The organism is Undibacterium sp. 5I2 (assembly GCF_035019605.1).
Taxonomy (GTDB): Bacteria; Pseudomonadota; Gammaproteobacteria; order Burkholderiales; family Burkholderiaceae_D; genus Undibacterium.
In genome coordinates this window covers 1-19,325 of record NZ_JASJVS010000008.1, presented here as the reverse complement: position 1 = coordinate 19,325, position 19,325 = coordinate 1, and the positions used below count along the sequence as shown (strand labels likewise).

Genomic DNA, 19,325 nt, shown 5'->3' with positions numbered 1-19,325 from the left:
AAGAACATATTCTCAATTCCCAGTCGCAACTCCGGCTAATTCCAGAGAAAAGACTGGCAATTTACCACAAAACCAATTAGGCCAGGTACATACCGCCATTCACATGCAGCGTGGTTCCGGTAATATATGCCGCATCGGGCGAGGCTAAAAACACGGTCGCAGCGGCAATATCTTCCGGACGACCGAGCTTACCCATAGGAATTTGCTGCAAAATTGCGGTTTTTTGTTCGTCCGTCAGGGCGCGCGTCATATCGGTATCGATGAAGCCCGGTGCAATGCAGTTGACGGTGATATTACGGCTACCGATTTCACGCGCTAAGGCGCGACTCATGCCGGCTACCCCAGCCTTGGCGGCAGCATAATTCATTTGCCCCGGATTGCCGGAAGAACCGACCACCGAGGTGATATTGATAATGCGTCCGTGCTTGGCCTTCATCATGCCGCGCAACACTGCCCGTGACAGGCGCGCCACCGCATTGAGGTTAGTAGTAATGACACTATCCCACTCCTCTTCCTTCATGCGCATGGCCAACTGATCTTGCGTGATACCGGCGTTATTCACCAAAATAGACAAACTGCCAAATTCTTTTTGCACGGCATCGACCAGCGCACCGCAACCAGCCACATCCGTCACATTCAGCGCCACACCCTTACCGCAACCAGGGGCCACGGCTTCCAGATAATCGGAAATTGCTTGTGCACCGGCAGCGCTGGTGGCCGTACCGATGACCTTGGCACCGGCCTCGGCCAGTGCCATGGCAATCGCCTTGCCGATGCCGCGCGAGGCACCGGTCACGAGGGCAACTTGATTTGCTAATTTCTGCGTCATTTTACCATTCCCAAAACTTTATCGAGTGTCAATTGATCGTACATGGCTTCACCGCTCAGATCCGGATGGATACGTTTGGTCAAGCCGGCCAAGACCTTGCCCGGACCGCATTCTATCAAATGTGTGACACCACTGGCTTGCATTTTTTGCACCGACTCAACCCAACGCACCGGACTGGCCGCTTGACGTACCAGCGCATCCTTGATCGCCACAGGGTCGGTTTCGATCGCCACATCGACATTATTGATCAGCGCTATGGTCGGCGGCAAAAACCTCAGCGTCGCCAAATAGGCACGCAATTTATCCGAGGCCGGCTTGAGCAAACTGGAGTGAAACGGTGCCGACACCGGCAAAGTCAGAGCGCGCTTGGCGCCCTTGGCTTTGGCCAACTCACAGGCGCGCTCTACTGCGGCTTTATGCCCGGCAATCACCACTTGGGCTGGCGCATTGAAGTTCACCGCCTCAACCACCTCACCCTGGGCCGCGGCCAGGCAAACTGCTTGCACATCTTGATCCGACAAACCCAGAATAGCCGCCATGCCGCCCTGCCCGACCGGTACCGCATCTTGCATTGCTTGCGCGCGAAAACGCACCAGCGGCACGGCATCGGCAAAGGCGATCACGCCAGCCACTACCAAGGCCGAGTATTCGCCGAGACTATGCCCAGCCACCAGCGTCGGTGGCGGACCACCAGCGGCCAGCCAGGCGCGATAACAAGCGACGGCGGCCGTCAACATCACGGGCTGGGTATTGGTGGTCAGGTCGAGCGACTCTTTCGGGCCTTCGGCGATCAACTTGGCCAAATCAAAACCTAATGCTTGCGAGGCTTCCGCCACAGTCTGATCGACCACGGCATTGCCGGCAAAACCGTTGAGCATGCCGATGGCTTGCGAACCCTGACCGGGAAAAACAAATGCGAATTGGCTCATATTTTTATCTATGTCTATTAACAAGCGGCCGCAGCATAGCCTGCCCGGCCGTTCTCAGTGCAGCGCGCAATACTGCGCACACTGTTACATCTCAACGATGGCAGCACCCCAAGTGAAGCCGCCGCCTACCCCTTCCAGCAATATTTTATGTCCGGGCTTGACGCGCCCATCACGCACCGCACAATCGAGCGCCAGCGGAATCGAGGCGGCCGAAGTATTGCCATGCTGATCGACGGTCACAATCACCTTATCCATGCCCATGCGCATTTTTTTCGCGGTACTTTGCATGATGCGGATATTCGCCTGATGCGGAATCATCCAATCGATATCTTGTGCCTGTAAACCGGCGATTTCCAAGGCTTCATTGGCAACCTTTTCCAACAGCGAAACGGCCAGCTTGAATACCGCCGGGCCATCCATGTACAAATACGCACTGCCGTCGAGTATGCCTTTATTCACATTGCCAGGCACGCACAAGATATGGGCGTAACTGCCGTCGGCATGCAGCTTGGTGGCCAATACGCCGGGCTGGTCGGAACGCGACATCACCACGGCACCGGCACCATCACCGAACAGCACACAGGTGGTGCGATCTTCAAAGTTAAGTATGCGTGAAAACACTTCCGCGCCGATCACCAAGACATTGGTGTGGGCACCGGATTTAATCATGCTGTCAGCCACCGCCATGGCATACATAAAGCCACTGCAGACGGCCTGCACATCCATCGCCGCCGCACCGTTGGTGATGCCTAATTTATTTTGCACCACACAGGCGGTGCTGGGGAAACCACCGAGGAAATCTGGCGTTGAGGTCGCGACGATGATCAAATCAATGTCATTGCCTTGCAACTGTGCGGCATCCAATGCTTGCCGGGCGGCTGCCACGGCCAAATCACTGGAGCGCATATCGGCATCGGCATAATGACGAAAGGAAATGCCGCTGCGCGACACGATCCACTCATCGGAAGTTTCCACGCCGTTTGCTGCGAGTTGTTCTGCCAGTTGTTGGTTGCTGACTTTGTTTGGCGGCAGATAACTGCCGGTACCGATAATTTTACTGAAAAAAGTCATGCGATCTTCTGTACTGTAAGTTCATGGTTATCAAGCGGTACGGCGACCGGCATCAATTTCGCCATCGACGCGGAGATTCTGGCCAGCAAGTCGTTTTTGGCCGCATCAAAGGCGCGCTGTATCGCCCATTCGTAACTGTATTTGTCCGCACCACCATGGCTTTTGAAGACCAAACCACGCAGCCCGAGCAAGCAACCGCCGTTGTAGTTGGAAGGATTCATGGTGGCCGAGATCGATTTCAAGGCCGAGCGGGCAATCAGCGCACCGAGCATGGTGAAGGGACTACGCTTGAAGGCTACGGTAAAAGTCGTTTTGACAAAGCGTCCCATGCCTTCGGCCGCCTTCAAGGTAACATTGCCGACAAAGCCATCGCAGATGACGATATCGGTCGTGCCCTTGAAAATATCGTTGCCTTCAACATTACCGTAAAAATTAATCAAGCCACGCTCGTGATCGGCCCGCAGCAACTGCGCGGTTTTTTTGACGACATCATTGCCCTTGATATCTTCTTCACCGACATTGAGTAAGCCTATCGTCGGCCGTTCCTTGCCTTCCAAGGCCGAGACCAAGGCCGAGCCCATGATGGCGAATTGGTGCAAATGCAGCGGTTCGCAATCGACATTGGCACCGAGATCGAGCATGTAAGTAGGGAGATTTTTTTGGTTCGGCAAGATGCCGGAAATCGCTGGCCTGTCGACGCCAGGCAAGGTTTTCAACACATAGCGCGACACCGCCATCAAGGCACCGGTATTGCCAGCCGATACACAAGCTTGCGCGTGACCATCTTTCACCTGATTGATCGCCACACGCATCGATGAATCTTTCTTGCGCCGCAGAGCGACTTCAATCGGATCATCCATCGCCACCATCTCAGAGGCGTGCACGATGTGCATGCGCGTGTGGGCAGAGGCGTGATTTTTTTTCAATTCCGCTTCAATCACAGCCGTCAGACCTACCAACAGAAATTCGACATCGGGTTCGCGTTTGGCAAAGGCGACAGCGGCCGCCACGGCAACTGCAGGCCCGTGATCTCCGCCCATGCAGTCTATGGAAATTTTTATTGTCATGTGGTATTGCGACACTTCTATCCGAAACAGTTAGTGTACCAAACAGTGTGCTGATTTAATTCAATTTCATTGCCAAAACGCAATGATTACTTGAAAAAAACCGCTCTTTCTTCGAAATACATCGCGACTGCTTTGGTGATCGATTCAAAAGCAATGGCAGAGCATGCGCGTACTGCGCACCCTCTGCAAAAAACGTATAAAAAAAAGCGGCGCCAAGTACAAGACTCGTCACGCCGCTTTTTTAACAAGAATCGAGATTACTCGTCGTTCTTAGTTTTCAATACTTTACGACCACGGTAAAAGCCGTTAGGGCTGATGTGGTGACGCAGATGTGTTTCACCAGTAGTTTGCTCGATACCCAACTGTGGTGCTGTCAGGAAATCGTGCGAACGGTGCATACCGCGCTTGGATGGGGATTTTTTGTTTTGCTGAACTGCCATGATAACTCCTAATACTTCAAAAAATGTTTCTAAAAATTTACACACCTGACTGCGACACTGACCGCAAGTCAAGAATCCCTAACAATACTTCGACCTGAGTGTTTTTTCAGAATAATGCCACTAGGTACGCCCGTTTATTTTCTTCAGAACGGCAAACGGTGAAGCTTTTTTACCGCCTTCTGCGTCAAGCCCTGCAGTAGAATTTGCAAAAGCCAACGAGACATCCGGGCATACTGCATGTTTGGGCGATTGGGGTATTGCGAGTAACACCTCATCTTCTATCAAAGCAATGACATCGAATGATTTGCTACCTACTACTACATCAACCTCGTCATCATCGAGCAATGCGTCAATTTCATCGGCACTGGCTTCGTTTTTGGCGAGTATCAATATGGATTCTGAATCAATTTCCAATGCAAACGGCGTCAAGCAGCGCTGACACATCAACTGCACACTGCCATTGACAGCTAACACCAACTTGGCATGGTCAAGTTTATCCTTACCACCGGACAAAGACCAAGTCAGGCCAGCGCCTTCTGCGCCAACACTTTCGACCGCAACACGGGGCAGATCAGCTATCGGCAGACTACCCGAACGCTGCTCTTCGAGCCGGCAAAACGTGAACGCATCAATGACAAAAGCTTGCATAGGATTATTTGAACCCAGAAAACCTGCGATAATAACAGCACTCGCCCTTGTTAGTCAAAGGCCACGCCGTTTTTTTTCAGCCCTCGGGCCATACTGCTGCGCGATTTCGCGCCGAATTTTCAAATATGCCACAAAGTAAGCCCTCCAGCAAGCCCCATGCCCGCCTGATACTCGCCTCGAGCTCCGCCTATAGACGTGAATTACTGGCACGCTTACAACTGCCCTTTACCAGCATGGCGCCCGAGCTCGACGAAACCGCCTTGCCCGGCGAAACCCCTACCGACACCGCGCTGCGCTTAGCGCGCCAAAAAGCCGAAGCGATCGCAGCCCAGCTCGGCCATGACAGCGCAGCGTTAATCATTGGCTCCGACCAAGTTGCCACCCTAGACGGGATACAGATAGGCAAACCGGGCAATCACGAAAACGCCTTAAAGCAATTACAATTCATGCGCGGCCGCGAAGTCGAATTTCATACTGCCCTCTGCCTGCTCGATACCCGCAGTGACGCTCCATATGCGCTGCAGAGTGCCGATTTGCTCACGCGCGTGCGCTTTCGCGATCTCAGCGACGCTGAACTCGACGCTTACTTGCGCTTGGAGCAACCCTATGATTGCGCCGGCAGTGCGAAAAACGAGGGCTTGGGCATCGCCATTCTGGCTGGCATCGATAGCAATGATCCAACCGCCCTGACCGGTTTGCCACTGATTGCACTGACTGATATGTTGCGCGCCGCAGGCGTGCGCTTTTTCAATTAATTTCCTCTTCTCATGACCGGCACCCTCTTTCTCATACCCAATACACTCGGCGACAACGATACCCAAGCAGCAGACATATTGGCGAGCATCATCCCCGCTACCGTGCAAGCGATGTCGTCCCAACTCGGACATTTTGTTGCTGAAAATGCCAAAACCACGCGCGCTTATCTGAAATTTCTGCATCAACAACACCCCTTGCGTTTGCCCATGCAAGAAATTTCGATTGCCGAACTCAATGTCAACACGCCAGCCCAAGCCCTGCAAGGCTTGCTGCAACCATTGCTCGAAGGCCATGATGTCGGACTCATCTCGGAAGCCGGCGTACCAGCGGTGGCCGATCCTGGTGCCAATTTGGTGCGTTTGGCGCATGCCCGTGGCATTCGCGTACGCCCACTGGTCGGCCCCTCCTCGCTACTGCTGGGCTTAATGGCCAGCGGCCTCAATGGCCAAAGCTTTGCGTTTCACGGTTACCTGCCTACCGATGCGGCGCTGCGGGCCAAGCGCATCAAAGAACTCGAAGAACGCTCGCGCAAGGAACAACAGACGCAATTATTGATCGAGACCCCGTATCGCAACATCGCCATGCTCGAAGCCCTGGCCACGCACTGCGCCCCGAGCACCTTGCTCTGCGTCGCGACCGATCTGAGCTTGGCCACAGAATCGATACAAACCCGCAGTGCCGCCGAGTGGAAACAAGCTTTGAGCAAGCAACAAGCGCCGGATTTCCATAAAAAACCGACGGTATTCTTGTTCTTGGCCAACTAAAAAAAACGCACGGCCGGTCGCTTTTGCCAAATTGCGCTAAGATGGGTCTTTAGGGAGAACTTACACATGCTCAATTTTAATTTCTACAATCCTACCCATATCCTGTTCGGCAAAGGTCGCATTGCCGATTTGAATCAGCAAATCCCGGCCGATGCCAAGGTCATGCTCTTGTACGGTGGTGGCAGCATTAAGAAAAATGGCGTGTTTGAACAAGTCATGGCTGCACTCGGCAATCGCAGCGTCACCGAATTCACTGGTATCGAACCGAATCCCAGCTATGAAACGCTGATGCAGGCAGTCGAAATCATCCGCAAGGGTCATATCGATTTCTTGCTCGCAGTTGGCGGCGGCTCCGTCATCGATGGCACCAAATTCATCGCCGCTGCAGCGCTGTTCGAAGGCGCCGAGCCATGGGCGATTTTGGAAAAACGTGGCAGCAATATCACGCGCGCCCTGCCATTCGGCAGCGTCCTGACCTTGCCGGCTACTGGCTCGGAAATGAATTCCGGCGGCGTGGTGACGCGCAAATCGATCAAAGCCAAGATGGCCTTTTCCAGCCCGCACTGCTTTCCGAAATTTTCCGTACTCGATCCACTGACTACCTACACCTTGCCTGTGCGTCAAGTCGGCAATGGTGCGGTCGATGCTTTCGTTCACGTGATGGAACAGTATCTGACTTACCCGGTGAATTCGCCGGTACAAGACCGTTTCGCCGAGAGCTTGCTGCTAACCCTGATCGAAGAAGGCCCGAAAGCACTGATTAATCCGGAAGACTACGATGTCCGCGCCAATCTGATGTGGTGTGCCACCATGGCCCTCAATGGCTTGATCGCTACCGGCGTGCCACAAGACTGGGCCACCCATATGATTGGGCATGAATTAACCGCCTTGCATGGCATCGACCATGCGCAAACCTTGGCCATTATTTTGCCAAGCATGATGCGCGTGCGTAAATTATCGAAACGCGCGAAATTGCTGCAATATGCCGAACGCGTCTGGAATTTGCGTGACGGCGACGAAGACACGCGCATCGATGCCGCCATTGCCAAAACTCAAGACTTCTTCGAACAAATGGGCGTCAAAACCCGTTTGCGCGATTACTCCGTCGATGCCAGCCATGTACCGGCCGTGTTGGCCGCACTGAGCGAGCATCGCATGATCGCACTCGGCGAGCAGCGCGAAGTAACACTGGAAGTCAGCCGCGCCGTACTGGAATTGAGTTTGTAACAGGAGTTTGCAACAGCGCGGCGACAGATGGTGCCGCAAAGCAAAACCAAGTATGATGAAACGCGCCGAAGTTCGGCGCGTTTTTTTATCAGGAGTTTTTTGCATGCGCAGTTACCGCTACAAGCAAGTCGATGTCTTCACCCAAACCCGTTTCAAAGGCAATCCGGTCGCCGTGGTACTCGATGCGAGCGGCCTCTCTGATGCGCAAATGCAGCAAATCGCCAACTGGACCAATCTCTCCGAAACCACCTTCGTATTACCGGCCAGTGATGCCGCCGCCGATTATCGTCTGCGGATTTTTACCCCGCACAGTGAGTTGCCGTTCGCCGGCCATCCGACCATAGGCACGGCCCACGCACTGCTCGAAGCCGGTCTGATCCATGCTAAAAATGGCATCTTAGTGCAAGAATGCAGCGCCGGCTTGATACGTCTAAGCATCAGCCTGCAGCCCGACGGCCCGGCGTGGATTGCCTTTGATTTGCCGCCGGCGCAGATCAGCACGCTCAGCGCCGACCAGATACAGGAACTCGGCGACACCCTCGGCATCGCCTGCGCGGCTGCACGCCCACCACTGCTGATCGATATCGGCCCGCGCTGGATCGTGGCGCAATGCCAGGATGCCGCCAGTGTGCTGGCTTGCCGCCCTGATTTTGAACGCATGCGCCGCCAAGACAGCGCCGCACAGCGCAGCGGTGTCGTGATTTTCGGTGCCTCTCCAGAGGGCAGTCCGGCCGATTTTGAAGTGCGCGCATTTGCCCCGGCGGCCGGCGTCAATGAAGATCCGGTCTGCGGCAGCGGCAATGGCGGCGTCGCCGTGTATCTGCGCCACACTGGCCAAGTACCAGCAGGTGGCAGCGCACTGCGTGCCAGCCAAGGGGCGATCTTGGGCCGGGCCGGCCAGATACGCTTGCAAATCACTGGCGAGCGCATCACCGTCGGCGGCCAAGCCGTGACTTGCATAGACGGCAGCTTGTTGGTCTGAAATTTGCGCTCAGGGATAGGAGGCGCAGATACACTACGCGCCTTCCTTACCGGCTTATTTTGCGGCTCTGAGCAAATGACAATGCAGCGACAAAAAGCGCATCGCACCGCTGTAATTGACATCCCAATCATCGAGCAGATAATTATTCGCTTCCTCGATGAAGTTATTCCAATCTTCCAGCAAGCCTTCTTGCTTTTCATGTGGTGCCGACGCAGCGATCCAAGCACTGGTACGCGCCGGCTCGAAGCCTTGTTCGCGCAATTGCTTGACCAAGGCTTTGGCAGCGCGTTCGCTGATACTGGTTTTTGGTGCAACGCCAGCAGCGATGCACAGAAACAGTGTCATCAGCGAGTCGACATCGGTCTGCCCCTTAGTCAGGCGAGTCCACTCCTTCGAGACTAAGGCATCATACGCCGAGGTATCATCGATATCGTGATGGCCGAAGTAGTATTGATCTTTTAAGGCGAACACCAATTTGTCGAGCGGAATTTTTTTATCTTGTAACAAGGGTAAATCGTGCGCCTTGATTTCTGCCAGCATGCTCGCGACCAGCTCCGCAAACGCGGCTGGAATATCACTCAGATCCACCGTCGCCAAAGCCTGCTTGCGCCGGATGGCCGGCAAGTTGCGGATGGTTTCGAGCAGGGTGGCGAATTCGACTTGATTGTCGAGCCGGGTTTCATCATTACCGTAAATCAGCAGCAGCAAACCGGAACGCACTACCGAGGAAGCCTCGACATCTTCTTCGCGCAATTGCTCGCGCGTGGCCCCGAGAAATTCGCCGAACCAGAAGCCGGCTTCGATTTCGAGCGCATTCAGACGGCGCTGTTTCAACGCCTGACGATAATCAAACGGTTTATCACGCAGCGACCAGACTTCCAAAAAGTCTTCGACTGGCCCCTTGGTTGCACGCCCGAGCAAGGCATATTCAGGTAAAGCAAACAAAGCTTTCAGCAAGCCGGAACCACCGCGCGAAAGCGTGAGGAAGGTGTTGTCACGGATCAGTTTGGCCGCGACATCGAGCTCGCCGCCACTGGTTTCGATCAGGTACAAGCTGGCCAGATTGACGATGCGCTTACGCGCTGCTTCAATTTCCGGCCGCAGATACGGACTGCCGAAGGCAGTGGCAATTTGCACGATGCCCTTGGGCGCTTCGCTCTGCATGGCGGTCAGCTTACTGCTGGGAATGATCGCTTGGCGCACGCCGTGGCGCAGGGCCGTTTCGAAAAACGGCCGTTGATCACTGAGTGCAAGGTCGTAAGTAGTGTCGGCCATAGTCGCTTTACAAATCTCAAAAAAAATGCCGGGCAAAGCAGTACGCACCCGGCATGATCAAACACAATGTGGCACAAGTGCGGCAGCTTACAGCGCTGATTCCTCATCATCCTTGTCGTCACCATCGTCATTATTCTTCGGACGCTCATCTTCTTCCGGCTCAGCGACCAAGCTCTCAAGCTCATCCTGCTGTAAATTAGCCAGATAAGCTTGATAGCGCGCGCGCAGCTTCATTAACACTTCGCGGAAAATTTCCGGCAATTCGTAACGCAGGATATACGTAACCTGCATCCAGTCGCGGTCTTCCAGATTCGCCATATCCGAAGGCGGGCCGCTTTCCTCGTTACGATCACGACCGATCGTCATCAAATCGTCTTCCAAGGCCTCGGTCTTGGCACCATCGCCGTACTCGTAGAGGTCAAAGGTAGCATAGCGATAGAAGTGCTCGACCATTTGCGTGCGATCGAGCAGATAATCAACCAAGGCATCGTAGCCGCCTTCAACTTCGGCGATTTCATACAGAAATTCAGCCGGATCAGCACCATCGCGGAAGATCACGGAATTGACCATGCCACGCAATTGTTCGTGGGTTTGATCACCGTAACGGCGCTCCAGCACCACGGCTTGGGCAAACTGCTCCGGTGTTACCACCAGATTGACCAAGGATTCTTTCGAGGCGTCATATTCGCGGATGATCGCCAATAAATCTTTCGGTGGAAAACTATCGAGTGCTGCCACCAAGGCCTTATCGCCTTCGGTTTCGGCGATATTCGCCAGCGCTGATTCGGCAGCGGCGATGTCGCCGGCTTGAATCAGACTTTGTGCTTCAATTAATGCGGGTAACAAGCTCATCGCGTGTCCTTATTCTTTACGGTCAAAGCCTTGCTCAGCCAGCCAGTCGGCCCCGGCTTCATCAAGATCGTAGTCATCACCATCGTCGCCATCGTCGCGGCCATGACGCCCGTAATTCCCATCGAGGTCGCCGTTTTCTTTCAGTTCGCCATCGGCATCATGGGCATCCTGATCTTCGTCATCTTCCAGAGTATTGGTGGGACTGTGTTTGCGTGCCTGATGGCCGCGTTGCAGATATTCCAGCGCCGCCGCGATGACGAGGAATTGGTCGCCACCTACATGTTTGAGCACGACAGTGGCCAAATTTTCGGCCCAAGGTTCGAGCTTGACCGCCGCCGCCAAGCTTTTCCAGCTCGGCAATTGATTGCCTTCTTTGGCAGTCAGGGCCTCGAGTGCCAGCGGGTTCATGAAGATGAAACCGAGATGGAAGGCCGAGGCCAGCATTTCCGGATTCGTGCTCATCATCGGCAGCAACAAAGGCAATTGCTCGCCTTTTTCGCGCAATCTGGTCTTGAGAACGTTCTTGCCTTCGGAATCAGTCTTGAGATCTTCGATTTCAGCGTTGTACACCGACATCAAATCTTCAAAAAAACGCGATAATTTCACTGCAATACTCCTGATAAATAATGCTGCCAAATTTCGCCCGCCGTCGCCAACGGGTCATCGAGCAGGTTGCGGCGTCGGTTTTCATCGTAGGCAGCACGCGCCGCATCATCCGACAACACTTCGTAGGCCTGACGGACGGCATGGAATTTCTCGGGGGCGAGCTCGGAAGCGTTGCGGTCGGGATGAAATTCAGCCGCCTTGATGCGAAACGCTTTTTTGATATCGGCCAGCGTCGCATTGGGCGCAATGCCAAGAATTAAATAATGATCTTTCATGGGCTTTTTCTCCGGCCATGCCGATGCCATGCAGCAAAGCCGGCGACAGCAGCGTGCTGCCGCCGGAAAAAATTAGTGCTGATGACCGTGTTCGCCGTGGACGTGGCCGTGTACCACTTCTTCATCACTGGCCGCACGAATTTCGAGCACTTCAGCATCGAAACGGATGGTCATGCCGGCCAGCGGATGATTACTGTCGACAGTAACGATGCCGGCGTCGATGGAAATAACCCGGAACTGCATGGTTTCTTCGGTTTCCGGATCACGTGTTTCAAACATCATGCCGACTTCGATATCGGGTGGAAACACGCCGATTTCCTCTTCGCGCACGGCAGTCGGATCGATTTCACCGAAGCCTTGTTCCGGCGTCAGTGTAACCGACACTTTGTCACCAACTTGCTTGCCATCCAAGGCAGCTTCGACGGCTGGCAGAATGTTATCGTAACCACCATGCAGATACACGATAGGCTCGTGGTTCTGATCGATGATTGCGCCTTCGGCATTGAACATAGAGTAATTCAGGCTGACAACGGAATTAGGAGTAATTTGCATGGCAATGTAAGATAAGTAATGAGCATAGGAGCGGCGCAGGGATACATCGGGCCTGCTGGCCTGAAGCCGCATTGTAACAGAGCGCGCCGAAACTGCAGCATGAGCGCCACAATATCGGCTCAAAACCGCACTGAAATGAAAAATTTTCGAGCATGTTTTGAGCAAACAGCGTATATTCCGCAGCCTTCCTCCCCACCCCAGACAGGAGCAGCAATGCTGATCATTACTATTCAACAAGGCAAAGAGAAGGCAGTGCTGGCCGGACAGCCGTGGATTTACCTCTCCGCGATCGCGCGCATCGATGGTAAATTCGAAGAAAGAATCAAACCGGGCGGTACCGCTCTGGTGCGCTCTTCTTCAGGCCAATTCCTGGCACGTGCCGGCTGGAGCCCGAAATCGCAGATCCGCGCGCGCATCTGGAGTCTCGATGAAAAGGAAGCGATCGACCATGCCATGATCAAGCGCCGTGTCCAAGCCGCCTTGGCCAAACCGCGCGCACCGAAAAGCGGCGCCTTGGCAGCGCAACGTTTGATCCATGCCGAAGCCGACCACTTGCCCGGCTTACTGGTCGATCATTACGGCAGCACCCCCGGTTATTTGGTTTGTCAATTTCAGTCAGCCGCCGTCGACGCCTGGAAAGTCAGCATCGTCAAAGCCCTGATCGCTGCCACCGGCTGCCCGAATGTGTATGAACACGCCGACCCGCTGGTACGCGCCGGCGAAGGCTTGCCAGTCAATTCAGGCGCACTGGCCGGTGACGAACCGCCGGTGGAATTTCAGTTCGATTGAGCCTCTTCAGACGCCAATTTTCGCCAGCATCGCCGCCAACTCGCGCAAGGCCGGCTCCAACTTAGGATGCTCGGCGGCGAATTGCGCCGACAAGGCGATCGAACGTTCGCTCAAGGCCGAATACACCGGATCATCGGGAATGCGCGTGGCATTGATCACGTCGACAATGTCTTTATTGAGCTTGACCAGCAAAGCTTGGAGTTCACCGTCAACCGCCGCCCCATCGGCCAATTCTGCATGCAATTGGCTCAGTAATTGTTTTAAGCTTTCTCGTTCCATTTTTTTCTCCGATTACCGTTGATCATCCAATTCGTCACGCCTCACTCGGTGGCGCGCAACACCAACACGACCGCCTCGGCAGCAATGCCCTCTTCGCGCCCGAGATAGCCGAGCTTTTCATTGGTCTTAGCCTTGATATTGACCTGTTCCGGCTCAACTTGCAAATCGGCTGCAATCTTGGCCACCATGGTCGGAATATGCGGGGCCATTTTCGGCGCCTGGGCAATGATGGTGGCGTCGAGATTACCGATCACATAACCGGCCGCATGCAAACGCTGCACTGCTGCGCGCAGCAAAACGCGTGAATCGGCCCCGGCAAAATTTGCATCGGTATCAGGAAAATGACGACCGATATCACCGAGACCGGCCGAGCCGAAAATCGCATCGGTAATCGCATGTAACAGCACATCGGCATCGGAGTGCCCGAGCAAACCGGTGCTATGTGGAATATCCACCCCGCCGATAATCAGGCGGCGTCCGCCAACCAAAGCGTGGCAATCGTAACCTTGCCCTATACGAAACGGCAGCATCTTATTTTTCATCAAACATTCCTTCGTTTTCACGGTGTAATTTCAAATATTCTGTCGCCAGCAGCAAATCGCTCGGCACCGTCACCTTCAGATTGCAGGCATGCCCTGCAATCAGCAGCGGCGTATAGCCGGCCGCTTCGAGCGCACTGGCTTCGTCGGTGACCTGTTCGACCTGCGCCAGCGCTTGCTGCAACAAAGCGCAACGGAACATCTGCGGCGTTTGCGCCAGCCACAAGCCGTCGCGCGCAATCGTTTCGACCCGGCCGTCGCGCACGCGCTTGACGGTATCGACCACCGGCAAAGCCAGCAAACCGCCGACGGCATGATTACCGACGGCGTCGATTAATTTTTTCAATAAGCCACGGTGCACACCGGGGCGGGCGGCATCGTGCACGAGTATCCAATCGGCAGCGGCCGCCTGGATGGCCGCGAGGCCGTTACTGACGGTATCGCGGCGCGTGGCCCCGCCACAGCGCAGCAACGTCAAGTGTTCGGCGGGGGCCAACTGCGTGTCAACATACGCATCGCCGGGACTGACCACGACATAGGTATGGCTGATCTCCGGACTGGCCAAGAAGGCATTGACCGTATGCTGCAACATGCTTTGACCGGCGATATCGAGGTATTGCTTGGGGCATGCCGCAGCCATCCGAGCACCGACGCCGGCGGCTGGAATGAGGGCGATATAGCGGGCCGCTGAGGGCAAAGCTGGTGTCATGAATCAGTTATCAAGGCTGGCGCAACGCCAACAGCCCCTTCGTTTATAATGAGACCATCATTTTAACCGCGTATTGCCTTGCTGAGCCTGTTACGCACCTCGCCACTGTCACCGGACCCCATTTTCAGACGCAATGTCATACGATTTCAATCAATCTCTCGCCAAACCAGGCCAACGCTTGGCCCTTCCCCTGCTGCACGGCTCTGCCGACGCCTACGCTTTAGCGACAGCGGCGGCAGCATTGAAAGCCCAGCAGCGCATGCTCACGGTGTTCGTCGCCAACCCAGGCGACGCCCAGCGTTTACTGGCAGAAATACCGTGGTTCAATGCTGAATTGCGCTGTCATTTGCTGCCGGACTGGGAAACCCTGCCCTACGATGCTTTTTCTCCACATCAGGATTTGGTGTCGGAACGTTTGGCCAGTCTGTATGAAATTCAAAACGGTAATTGCGATGTCTTGCTGGCACCGGCCACCACCGCGCTCTTGCGCATGGCACCACCGGCGTTTCTGGCCGCTTACACCTTCTTTTTCAAAAAAGGTGACACGCTCGACGAAGCCAAACTGAAAACCCAACTGACTTTAGCCGGTTACGGCCACGTCCATCAAGTCATGTCACCCGGTGAATATTCGGTACGCGGTGGCTTGATCGATCTGTTCCCCATGGGTTCGCCACTGCCTTACCGGCTTGATCTGTTCGGCGACACCATCGAATCGATCCGCACTTTCGACGCCGATACCCAGCGCTCACTGTATCCGGTACCGGAAGTGCGGTTGCTGCCAGGTCGCGAATTCCCGATGGATGAAGCGGCGCGCACGGCCTTTCGCAGTCGCTGGCGCGAGCGTTTTGAGGGCGACCCGTCGCGCTCATCGATTTACAAAGACATCAGCAATGGCATTCCTTCGGCCGGCATCGAATATTACTTGCCACTGTTTTTTGATGACACCGCCAGCTTGTTCGATTATTTACCGGCCGAACCGCATTTTGCGCTGATCGGCAATGTCGATGATGCGATTGCGCGCTTCTGGACCGATACCCGTTCGCGCTACCAATTTCTCAAAGCCGACCGCGAACGTCCGGTCTTGGCACCGGAAACCGTGTTCTTACGCGATGAAGATTTTTTCACGGCACTCAAAGGCCGTGCACGCTGGGCCGTCGCAGCAGTAGAAAAAGGCGCAGCAGCCTCAGAGATCTCGGCATTTTTACCGGACATCGCCGTCAACCGCCGCGCCGATGATCCGCTGACAAATTTACGCGCCTTCCTGCTCGGGAATGCCGCGCGCGTGCTGATCTGTGCCGAAACCCTGGGCCGCCGCGAAACGCTGCAACAGTATTTCAATGAATTCAATCTCCAGCCCACGCTGTGCGAGGGCTATGCTGATTTCATCACCGGCGACGCCAAACTCATGCTCGGCGTCGCGCCACTGCACAGCGGCTTCCAACTGGGCCAGAGCAGCATCTTCATTACCGAAGCCGAATTGTATGCCGGCAGCGGCAAGCGCATCGGCCGTAAAAAACAAGAAGCGCCCACCGAAGTCGAGCATATGGTGCGCGACCTGTCGGAACTCAAGATCGGCGACCCGGTGGTACACAGCAACCACGGTATCGGCCGTTACATGGGTTTGATCAGCATGGATCTGGGTGAAGGCGATACCGAATTCCTGTATCTGGAATATGCCAAAGATACCAAACTCTACGTACCGGTAGCGCAATTGCACGTCATATCGCGCTATTCCGGTGCCGCCCCGGAAGACGCGCCCTTGCACAGTCTCGGTTCCGGTCAGTGGGAAAAAGCCAAGCGCAAGGCGGCGCAACAAATTCGCGATACCGCCGCCGAACTGCTCAATCTCTATGCCCGGCGCGCGGCGCGCCTTGGGCATGCCTTCGATTATTCAGTCAAAGATTACCAAGCCTTTGCCGATAGTTTCGGCTTCGAAGAAACGCCCGATCAAGCTGCTGCGATTCGCGCCGTCATCGATGACATGGTGTCTGGTAAGCCTATGGATAGGCTGATCTGCGGCGACGTCGGTTTCGGCAAGACCGAAGTGGCGCTGCGCGCCGCCTTCGTCGCCGTCATGGGCGGCAAACAGGTAGCGATTCTGGCCCCGACCACGCTGCTGGCCGAGCAGCATGCGCAAACTTTTGCCGATCGCTTTGCCAATTGGCCGGTCAAAATCGCCGAGTTATCACGTTTCCGCAGCGGTAAGGAAATCAATCTGGCCATCAAGGGCATGGGCGACGGCACCGTCGACATCGTCATCGGCACGCATAAATTGCTGTCGGCCGACGTCAAATTTTCGCGTCTAGGCTTAGTCATCATCGATGAAGAACACCGTTTCGGCGTGCGTCAGAAGGAAGCGCTCAAGTCTTTGCGTGCCGAAGTCGATGTCCTGACGCTCACCGCCACGCCGATTCCGCGCACGCTGGGCATGGCGCTGGAAGGCTTGCGCGATTTTTCCATCATCGCCACGGCACCGCAGAAACGCTTGGCCATTAAAACCTTCGTGCGCAGCGAAGACAACTCGGTCATTCGTGAAGCCTGTCTGCGCGAACTCAAACGCGGCGGCCAAGTGTATTTCTTGCACAATGAAGTCGAGACTATACAAAACCGCAAAGCCATGCTGGAAGCCTTGCTGCCGGAAGCGCGCGTGGTGGTCGCACATGGTCAGATGCATGAGCGTGATCTGGAAAAAGTCATGCGTGACTTCGTCGCCCAGCGTCATAATATTTTACTCTGCACCACCATCATCGAAACCGGTATCGACGTCCCTACCGCGAATACCATCATCATGCACCGCGCCGATAAGTTCGGTCTTGCACAGTTACACCAACTGCGCGGCCGCGTCGGTCGTTCGCATCATCAGGCCTATGCCTACTTGTTGGTTCACGATGTGCAAAGTTTGACCAAACAAGCCGGTCGTCGACTCGAAGCGATTCAACAAATGGAAGAACTCGGCAGCGGCTTTTACCTCGCCATGCATGACTTGGAAATCCGCGGTGCCGGTGAAGTCTTGGGCGACAATCAATCGGGGGAAATGCATGAAATTGGCTTTCAAATGTATTCCGACATGCTCAGCGAAGCGGTGCGGTGCCTGAAAAATGGCAAAGAACCCGATCTCGCCGCGCCGCTGGCCAGCACCACTGAAATTAATTTGCATATTCCAGCACTGCTGCCGAACGACTTTTGCGGTGACGTCCATGAACGCTTATCGATCTATAAGCGTCTGGCTAACTGCAGCAAAGCCGCCGCCATCGATGACATGCAAGAAGAGATGATCGACCGCTTCGGCAAATTACCGGAGCAAGTCAAGGCCTTACTGGAAACGCACCGACTGCGCGTGGCCGCGAAACCCTTGGGCATCCTGAAAATCGATGCCCATGGCGAGGCCGCGACGCTGCAATTTGAAGCACAACCACCGATTGATGCGATGCGCATCATCGAGCTGGTACAAAAAAATAAACATATTCGACTCAACGGCCAGGATAAATTGCGCATCACCGCCAACATGCCCGATCTGGCCAGCCGCGTCGCGCAACTCAAACTCACCCTTAAAGCTTTACATTCATGACTACCAGCCAACTGACTCTGCAATCCTTACAGCCGCACCGCAACTACAGCGCACTGACAGCGGCCATTGCCACTGAGTGCGCCGCGAGCCGCTGCGAAGTACTCAATGACTACGCGATGCGTCTGCATGGCGTGCAACTGACTGCAGCACTGCGCGCCGACATCGAGCAACGCTGCCATGCGGCGGCGGTCGATCTGAGTGTATTGCAGCAGCCGCTGGTACTGAGCGAGTTCAAACTGCTGGCCATGGACATGGATTCCACCCTCATCACGATAGAGTGCATCGATGAAATCGCCGACATGCAGGGCTTGAAGCCGCAAGTGGCAGAAATTACCGAAGCCGCCATGCGTGGCGAATTGGAGTTTCAAGAAAGTTTGATCCGTCGCGTCGCCCTGCTCAAAGGTCTCGATGCCACGGCCCTGCAACGTGTCTACGATGAACGTCTGCAGCTCTCGCTTGGCGCCGAAACCCTGCTCGCCGCGGCGCGCCAAGCCGGCTTGAAAACTTTACTGGTATCGGGAGGCTTCACCTTCTTTACCGAACGCATACAAGCGCGCCTGGGGCTCGATTTCACGCACGCCAATGTGCTCGAAATTGCCGATGGCAAGCTGACCGGCCGCGTCATCGGCAGTATCGTCGACGCCCAAGAAAAACAGGCGACCGTGGCGCGCATCTGTGCTGAACTTGGGGTGCCGAGCAGCGCTGCCATCGTCATGGGCGACGGGGCCAATGATTTGCAGATGATGGGCATCGCCGGTTTGTCACTGGCCTTCCGCGCCAAACCGGTGGTGCGCGCCCGGGCCGATCTGGCGTTCAATTTCGTCGGCCTCGATGGCTTGCTTAATTTGCAGTAATCTACAGCGTCGGCAAGCTCGGCAATGATGACCGCGGTTATTTTTTGAATGTTATTTTTACTTCGAGCAGTCCACAATCTGTGTGAGACTGAATGCCACAGCGCGCGAAAGAGAAGTGCGACACCGCAGCATCAGACCAGCTATTGCGTGCACACATTAACCAGGACGCCTGCCGTCAATTACCCCGGCCTCAAGGCCGGAGCTTGAAAAAGCTCGTTTGACCAGACTGAGCGCAAAGCATCGCGCTACGTTGCAACGAAGTACAAGACGCAGCTTGGAATGCTTCCTCAGTTCCAAGCTCTGCAAGCAGCAGA

General features: G+C 55.1%; 21 protein-coding genes. 7 read left to right on the top strand and 14 right to left on the bottom strand.

Annotated features, from left to right (window positions below):
- Window positions 1–76 precede the first annotated feature (76 nt).
- The 6 genes from fabG to QN359_RS04800 form a co-directional block, all read right to left on the bottom strand.
- Complete coding sequence (fabG, locus tag QN359_RS04825) at window positions 77–829, bottom strand: 3-oxoacyl-ACP reductase FabG (RefSeq protein ID WP_322248499.1); 753 nt, start codon at window positions 827–829, stop codon at window positions 77–79.
- Window positions 826–1,758, bottom strand: a complete 933-nt coding sequence (gene fabD, locus QN359_RS04820; protein ID WP_322248500.1) for an ACP S-malonyltransferase — start codon at window positions 1,756–1,758, stop codon at window positions 826–828. Before fabD ends, fabG begins: the two co-directional genes overlap by 4 nt.
- Window positions 1,759–1,842: 84 nt before the next feature.
- The gene (locus QN359_RS04815) at window positions 1,843–2,829 is read right to left on the bottom strand and encodes a beta-ketoacyl-ACP synthase III (protein ID WP_322248501.1); all 987 of its coding nucleotides are present in this window, start codon (window positions 2,827–2,829) and stop codon (window positions 1,843–1,845) included.
- Complete coding sequence (gene plsX / locus QN359_RS04810) at window positions 2,826–3,896, bottom strand: phosphate acyltransferase PlsX (protein ID WP_322248502.1); 1,071 nt, start codon at window positions 3,894–3,896, stop codon at window positions 2,826–2,828. The genes QN359_RS04815 and plsX overlap by 4 nt, the downstream gene beginning before the upstream one ends.
- 257 nt (window positions 3,897–4,153) lie before the next feature.
- Window positions 4,154–4,336 (bottom strand): 50S ribosomal protein L32, encoded by a 183-nt coding sequence (rpmF, locus tag QN359_RS04805; RefSeq protein ID WP_322248503.1) that lies wholly within the window; start codon window positions 4,334–4,336, stop codon window positions 4,154–4,156.
- A gap of 120 nt (window positions 4,337–4,456) precedes the next feature.
- The gene (locus QN359_RS04800; RefSeq protein ID WP_322248504.1) at window positions 4,457–4,984 is read right to left on the bottom strand and encodes a YceD family protein; all 528 of its coding nucleotides are present in this window, start codon (window positions 4,982–4,984) and stop codon (window positions 4,457–4,459) included.
- A gap of 125 nt (window positions 4,985–5,109) precedes the next feature.
- Here QN359_RS04800 and QN359_RS04795 point away from each other — a divergent pair, with 125 nt between their 5' ends.
- From QN359_RS04795 to QN359_RS04780, 4 genes are all read left to right on the top strand, one after another.
- Window positions 5,110–5,739, top strand: a complete 630-nt coding sequence (locus tag QN359_RS04795; RefSeq protein ID WP_322248505.1) for a Maf-like protein — start codon at window positions 5,110–5,112, stop codon at window positions 5,737–5,739.
- Between the two features lie 12 nt (window positions 5,740–5,751).
- A complete protein-coding gene (locus QN359_RS04790; protein ID WP_322248506.1) occupies window positions 5,752–6,504 on the top strand; it encodes an SAM-dependent methyltransferase in 753 nt (250 codons plus the stop codon).
- Between the two features lie 66 nt (window positions 6,505–6,570).
- Window positions 6,571–7,731, top strand: coding sequence for an iron-containing alcohol dehydrogenase (locus QN359_RS04785; RefSeq protein WP_322248507.1), 1,161 nt, complete (start codon window positions 6,571–6,573; stop codon window positions 7,729–7,731).
- Window positions 7,732–7,834: 103 nt separating this feature from the next.
- Window positions 7,835–8,713, top strand: coding sequence for a PhzF family phenazine biosynthesis protein (locus QN359_RS04780; RefSeq protein WP_322248508.1), 879 nt, complete (start codon window positions 7,835–7,837; stop codon window positions 8,711–8,713).
- 54 nt (window positions 8,714–8,767) lie between these two features.
- Here the strand turns inward: QN359_RS04780 and QN359_RS04775 are convergent, their stop codons facing one another.
- The 5 genes from QN359_RS04775 to QN359_RS04755 all read right to left on the bottom strand — a co-directional run bounded on the left by QN359_RS04775 (window position 8,768) and on the right by QN359_RS04755 (window position 12,273).
- Window positions 8,768–9,988 carry a hypothetical protein gene (locus QN359_RS04775; RefSeq protein ID WP_322248509.1) on the bottom strand — a complete coding sequence of 407 codons (1,221 nt, stop codon included), beginning with the start codon at window positions 9,986–9,988 and terminating at the stop codon, window positions 8,768–8,770.
- 87 nt (window positions 9,989–10,075) lie between these two features.
- Complete coding sequence (locus QN359_RS04770) at window positions 10,076–10,840, bottom strand: hypothetical protein (RefSeq protein WP_322248510.1); 765 nt, start codon at window positions 10,838–10,840, stop codon at window positions 10,076–10,078.
- Window positions 10,841–10,849: 9 nt separating this feature from the next.
- Window positions 10,850–11,446 carry a hypothetical protein gene (locus QN359_RS04765; RefSeq protein WP_322248511.1) on the bottom strand — a complete coding sequence of 199 codons (597 nt, stop codon included), beginning with the start codon at window positions 11,444–11,446 and terminating at the stop codon, window positions 10,850–10,852.
- Complete coding sequence (locus QN359_RS04760; protein ID WP_322248512.1) at window positions 11,443–11,721, bottom strand: DnaJ domain-containing protein; 279 nt, start codon at window positions 11,719–11,721, stop codon at window positions 11,443–11,445. The genes QN359_RS04765 and QN359_RS04760 overlap by 4 nt, the downstream gene beginning before the upstream one ends.
- A 72-nt stretch (window positions 11,722–11,793) precedes the next feature.
- Window positions 11,794–12,273, bottom strand: a complete 480-nt coding sequence (locus QN359_RS04755) for a peptidylprolyl isomerase (RefSeq protein ID WP_322248513.1) — start codon at window positions 12,271–12,273, stop codon at window positions 11,794–11,796.
- A 213-nt stretch (window positions 12,274–12,486) separates the two neighbouring features.
- On the opposite strand from QN359_RS04755, the gene QN359_RS04750 reads away from it, so the two are divergent.
- The gene (locus QN359_RS04750) at window positions 12,487–13,062 is read left to right on the top strand and encodes an SAM-dependent methyltransferase (RefSeq protein WP_322248514.1); all 576 of its coding nucleotides are present in this window, start codon (window positions 12,487–12,489) and stop codon (window positions 13,060–13,062) included.
- 6 nt (window positions 13,063–13,068) lie between these two features.
- Here the strand turns inward: QN359_RS04750 and QN359_RS04745 are convergent, their stop codons facing one another.
- Genes QN359_RS04745 through ispD form a run of 3 tightly spaced genes read right to left on the bottom strand, consistent with a single transcriptional unit; the run spans window position 13,069 to window position 14,589 of the window.
- Window positions 13,069–13,341 (bottom strand): DUF4404 family protein, encoded by a 273-nt coding sequence (locus tag QN359_RS04745; RefSeq protein ID WP_322248515.1) that lies wholly within the window; start codon window positions 13,339–13,341, stop codon window positions 13,069–13,071.
- 41 nt (window positions 13,342–13,382) lie between these two features.
- On the bottom strand, window positions 13,383–13,883 hold the full coding sequence (gene ispF / locus QN359_RS04740; protein ID WP_322248516.1) for a 2-C-methyl-D-erythritol 2,4-cyclodiphosphate synthase: 501 nt from the start codon (window positions 13,881–13,883) through the stop codon (window positions 13,383–13,385).
- Window positions 13,873–14,589 (bottom strand): 2-C-methyl-D-erythritol 4-phosphate cytidylyltransferase, encoded by a 717-nt coding sequence (ispD, locus tag QN359_RS04735; protein ID WP_322248517.1) that lies wholly within the window; start codon window positions 14,587–14,589, stop codon window positions 13,873–13,875. The genes ispF and ispD overlap by 11 nt, the downstream gene beginning before the upstream one ends.
- 133 nt (window positions 14,590–14,722) lie before the next feature.
- Between ispD and mfd the strand changes: the two genes are divergently transcribed.
- Both mfd and serB read left to right on the top strand, forming a co-directional pair.
- Entirely contained in the window at window positions 14,723–18,157 is a 3,435-nt protein-coding gene (gene mfd / locus QN359_RS04730; protein ID WP_322248518.1) for a transcription-repair coupling factor, read from the top strand.
- Window positions 18,154–19,011, top strand: a complete 858-nt coding sequence (gene serB / locus QN359_RS04725; RefSeq protein WP_322248519.1) for a phosphoserine phosphatase SerB — start codon at window positions 18,154–18,156, stop codon at window positions 19,009–19,011. Before mfd ends, serB begins: the two co-directional genes overlap by 4 nt.
- Window positions 19,012–19,325 lie beyond the last annotated feature (314 nt).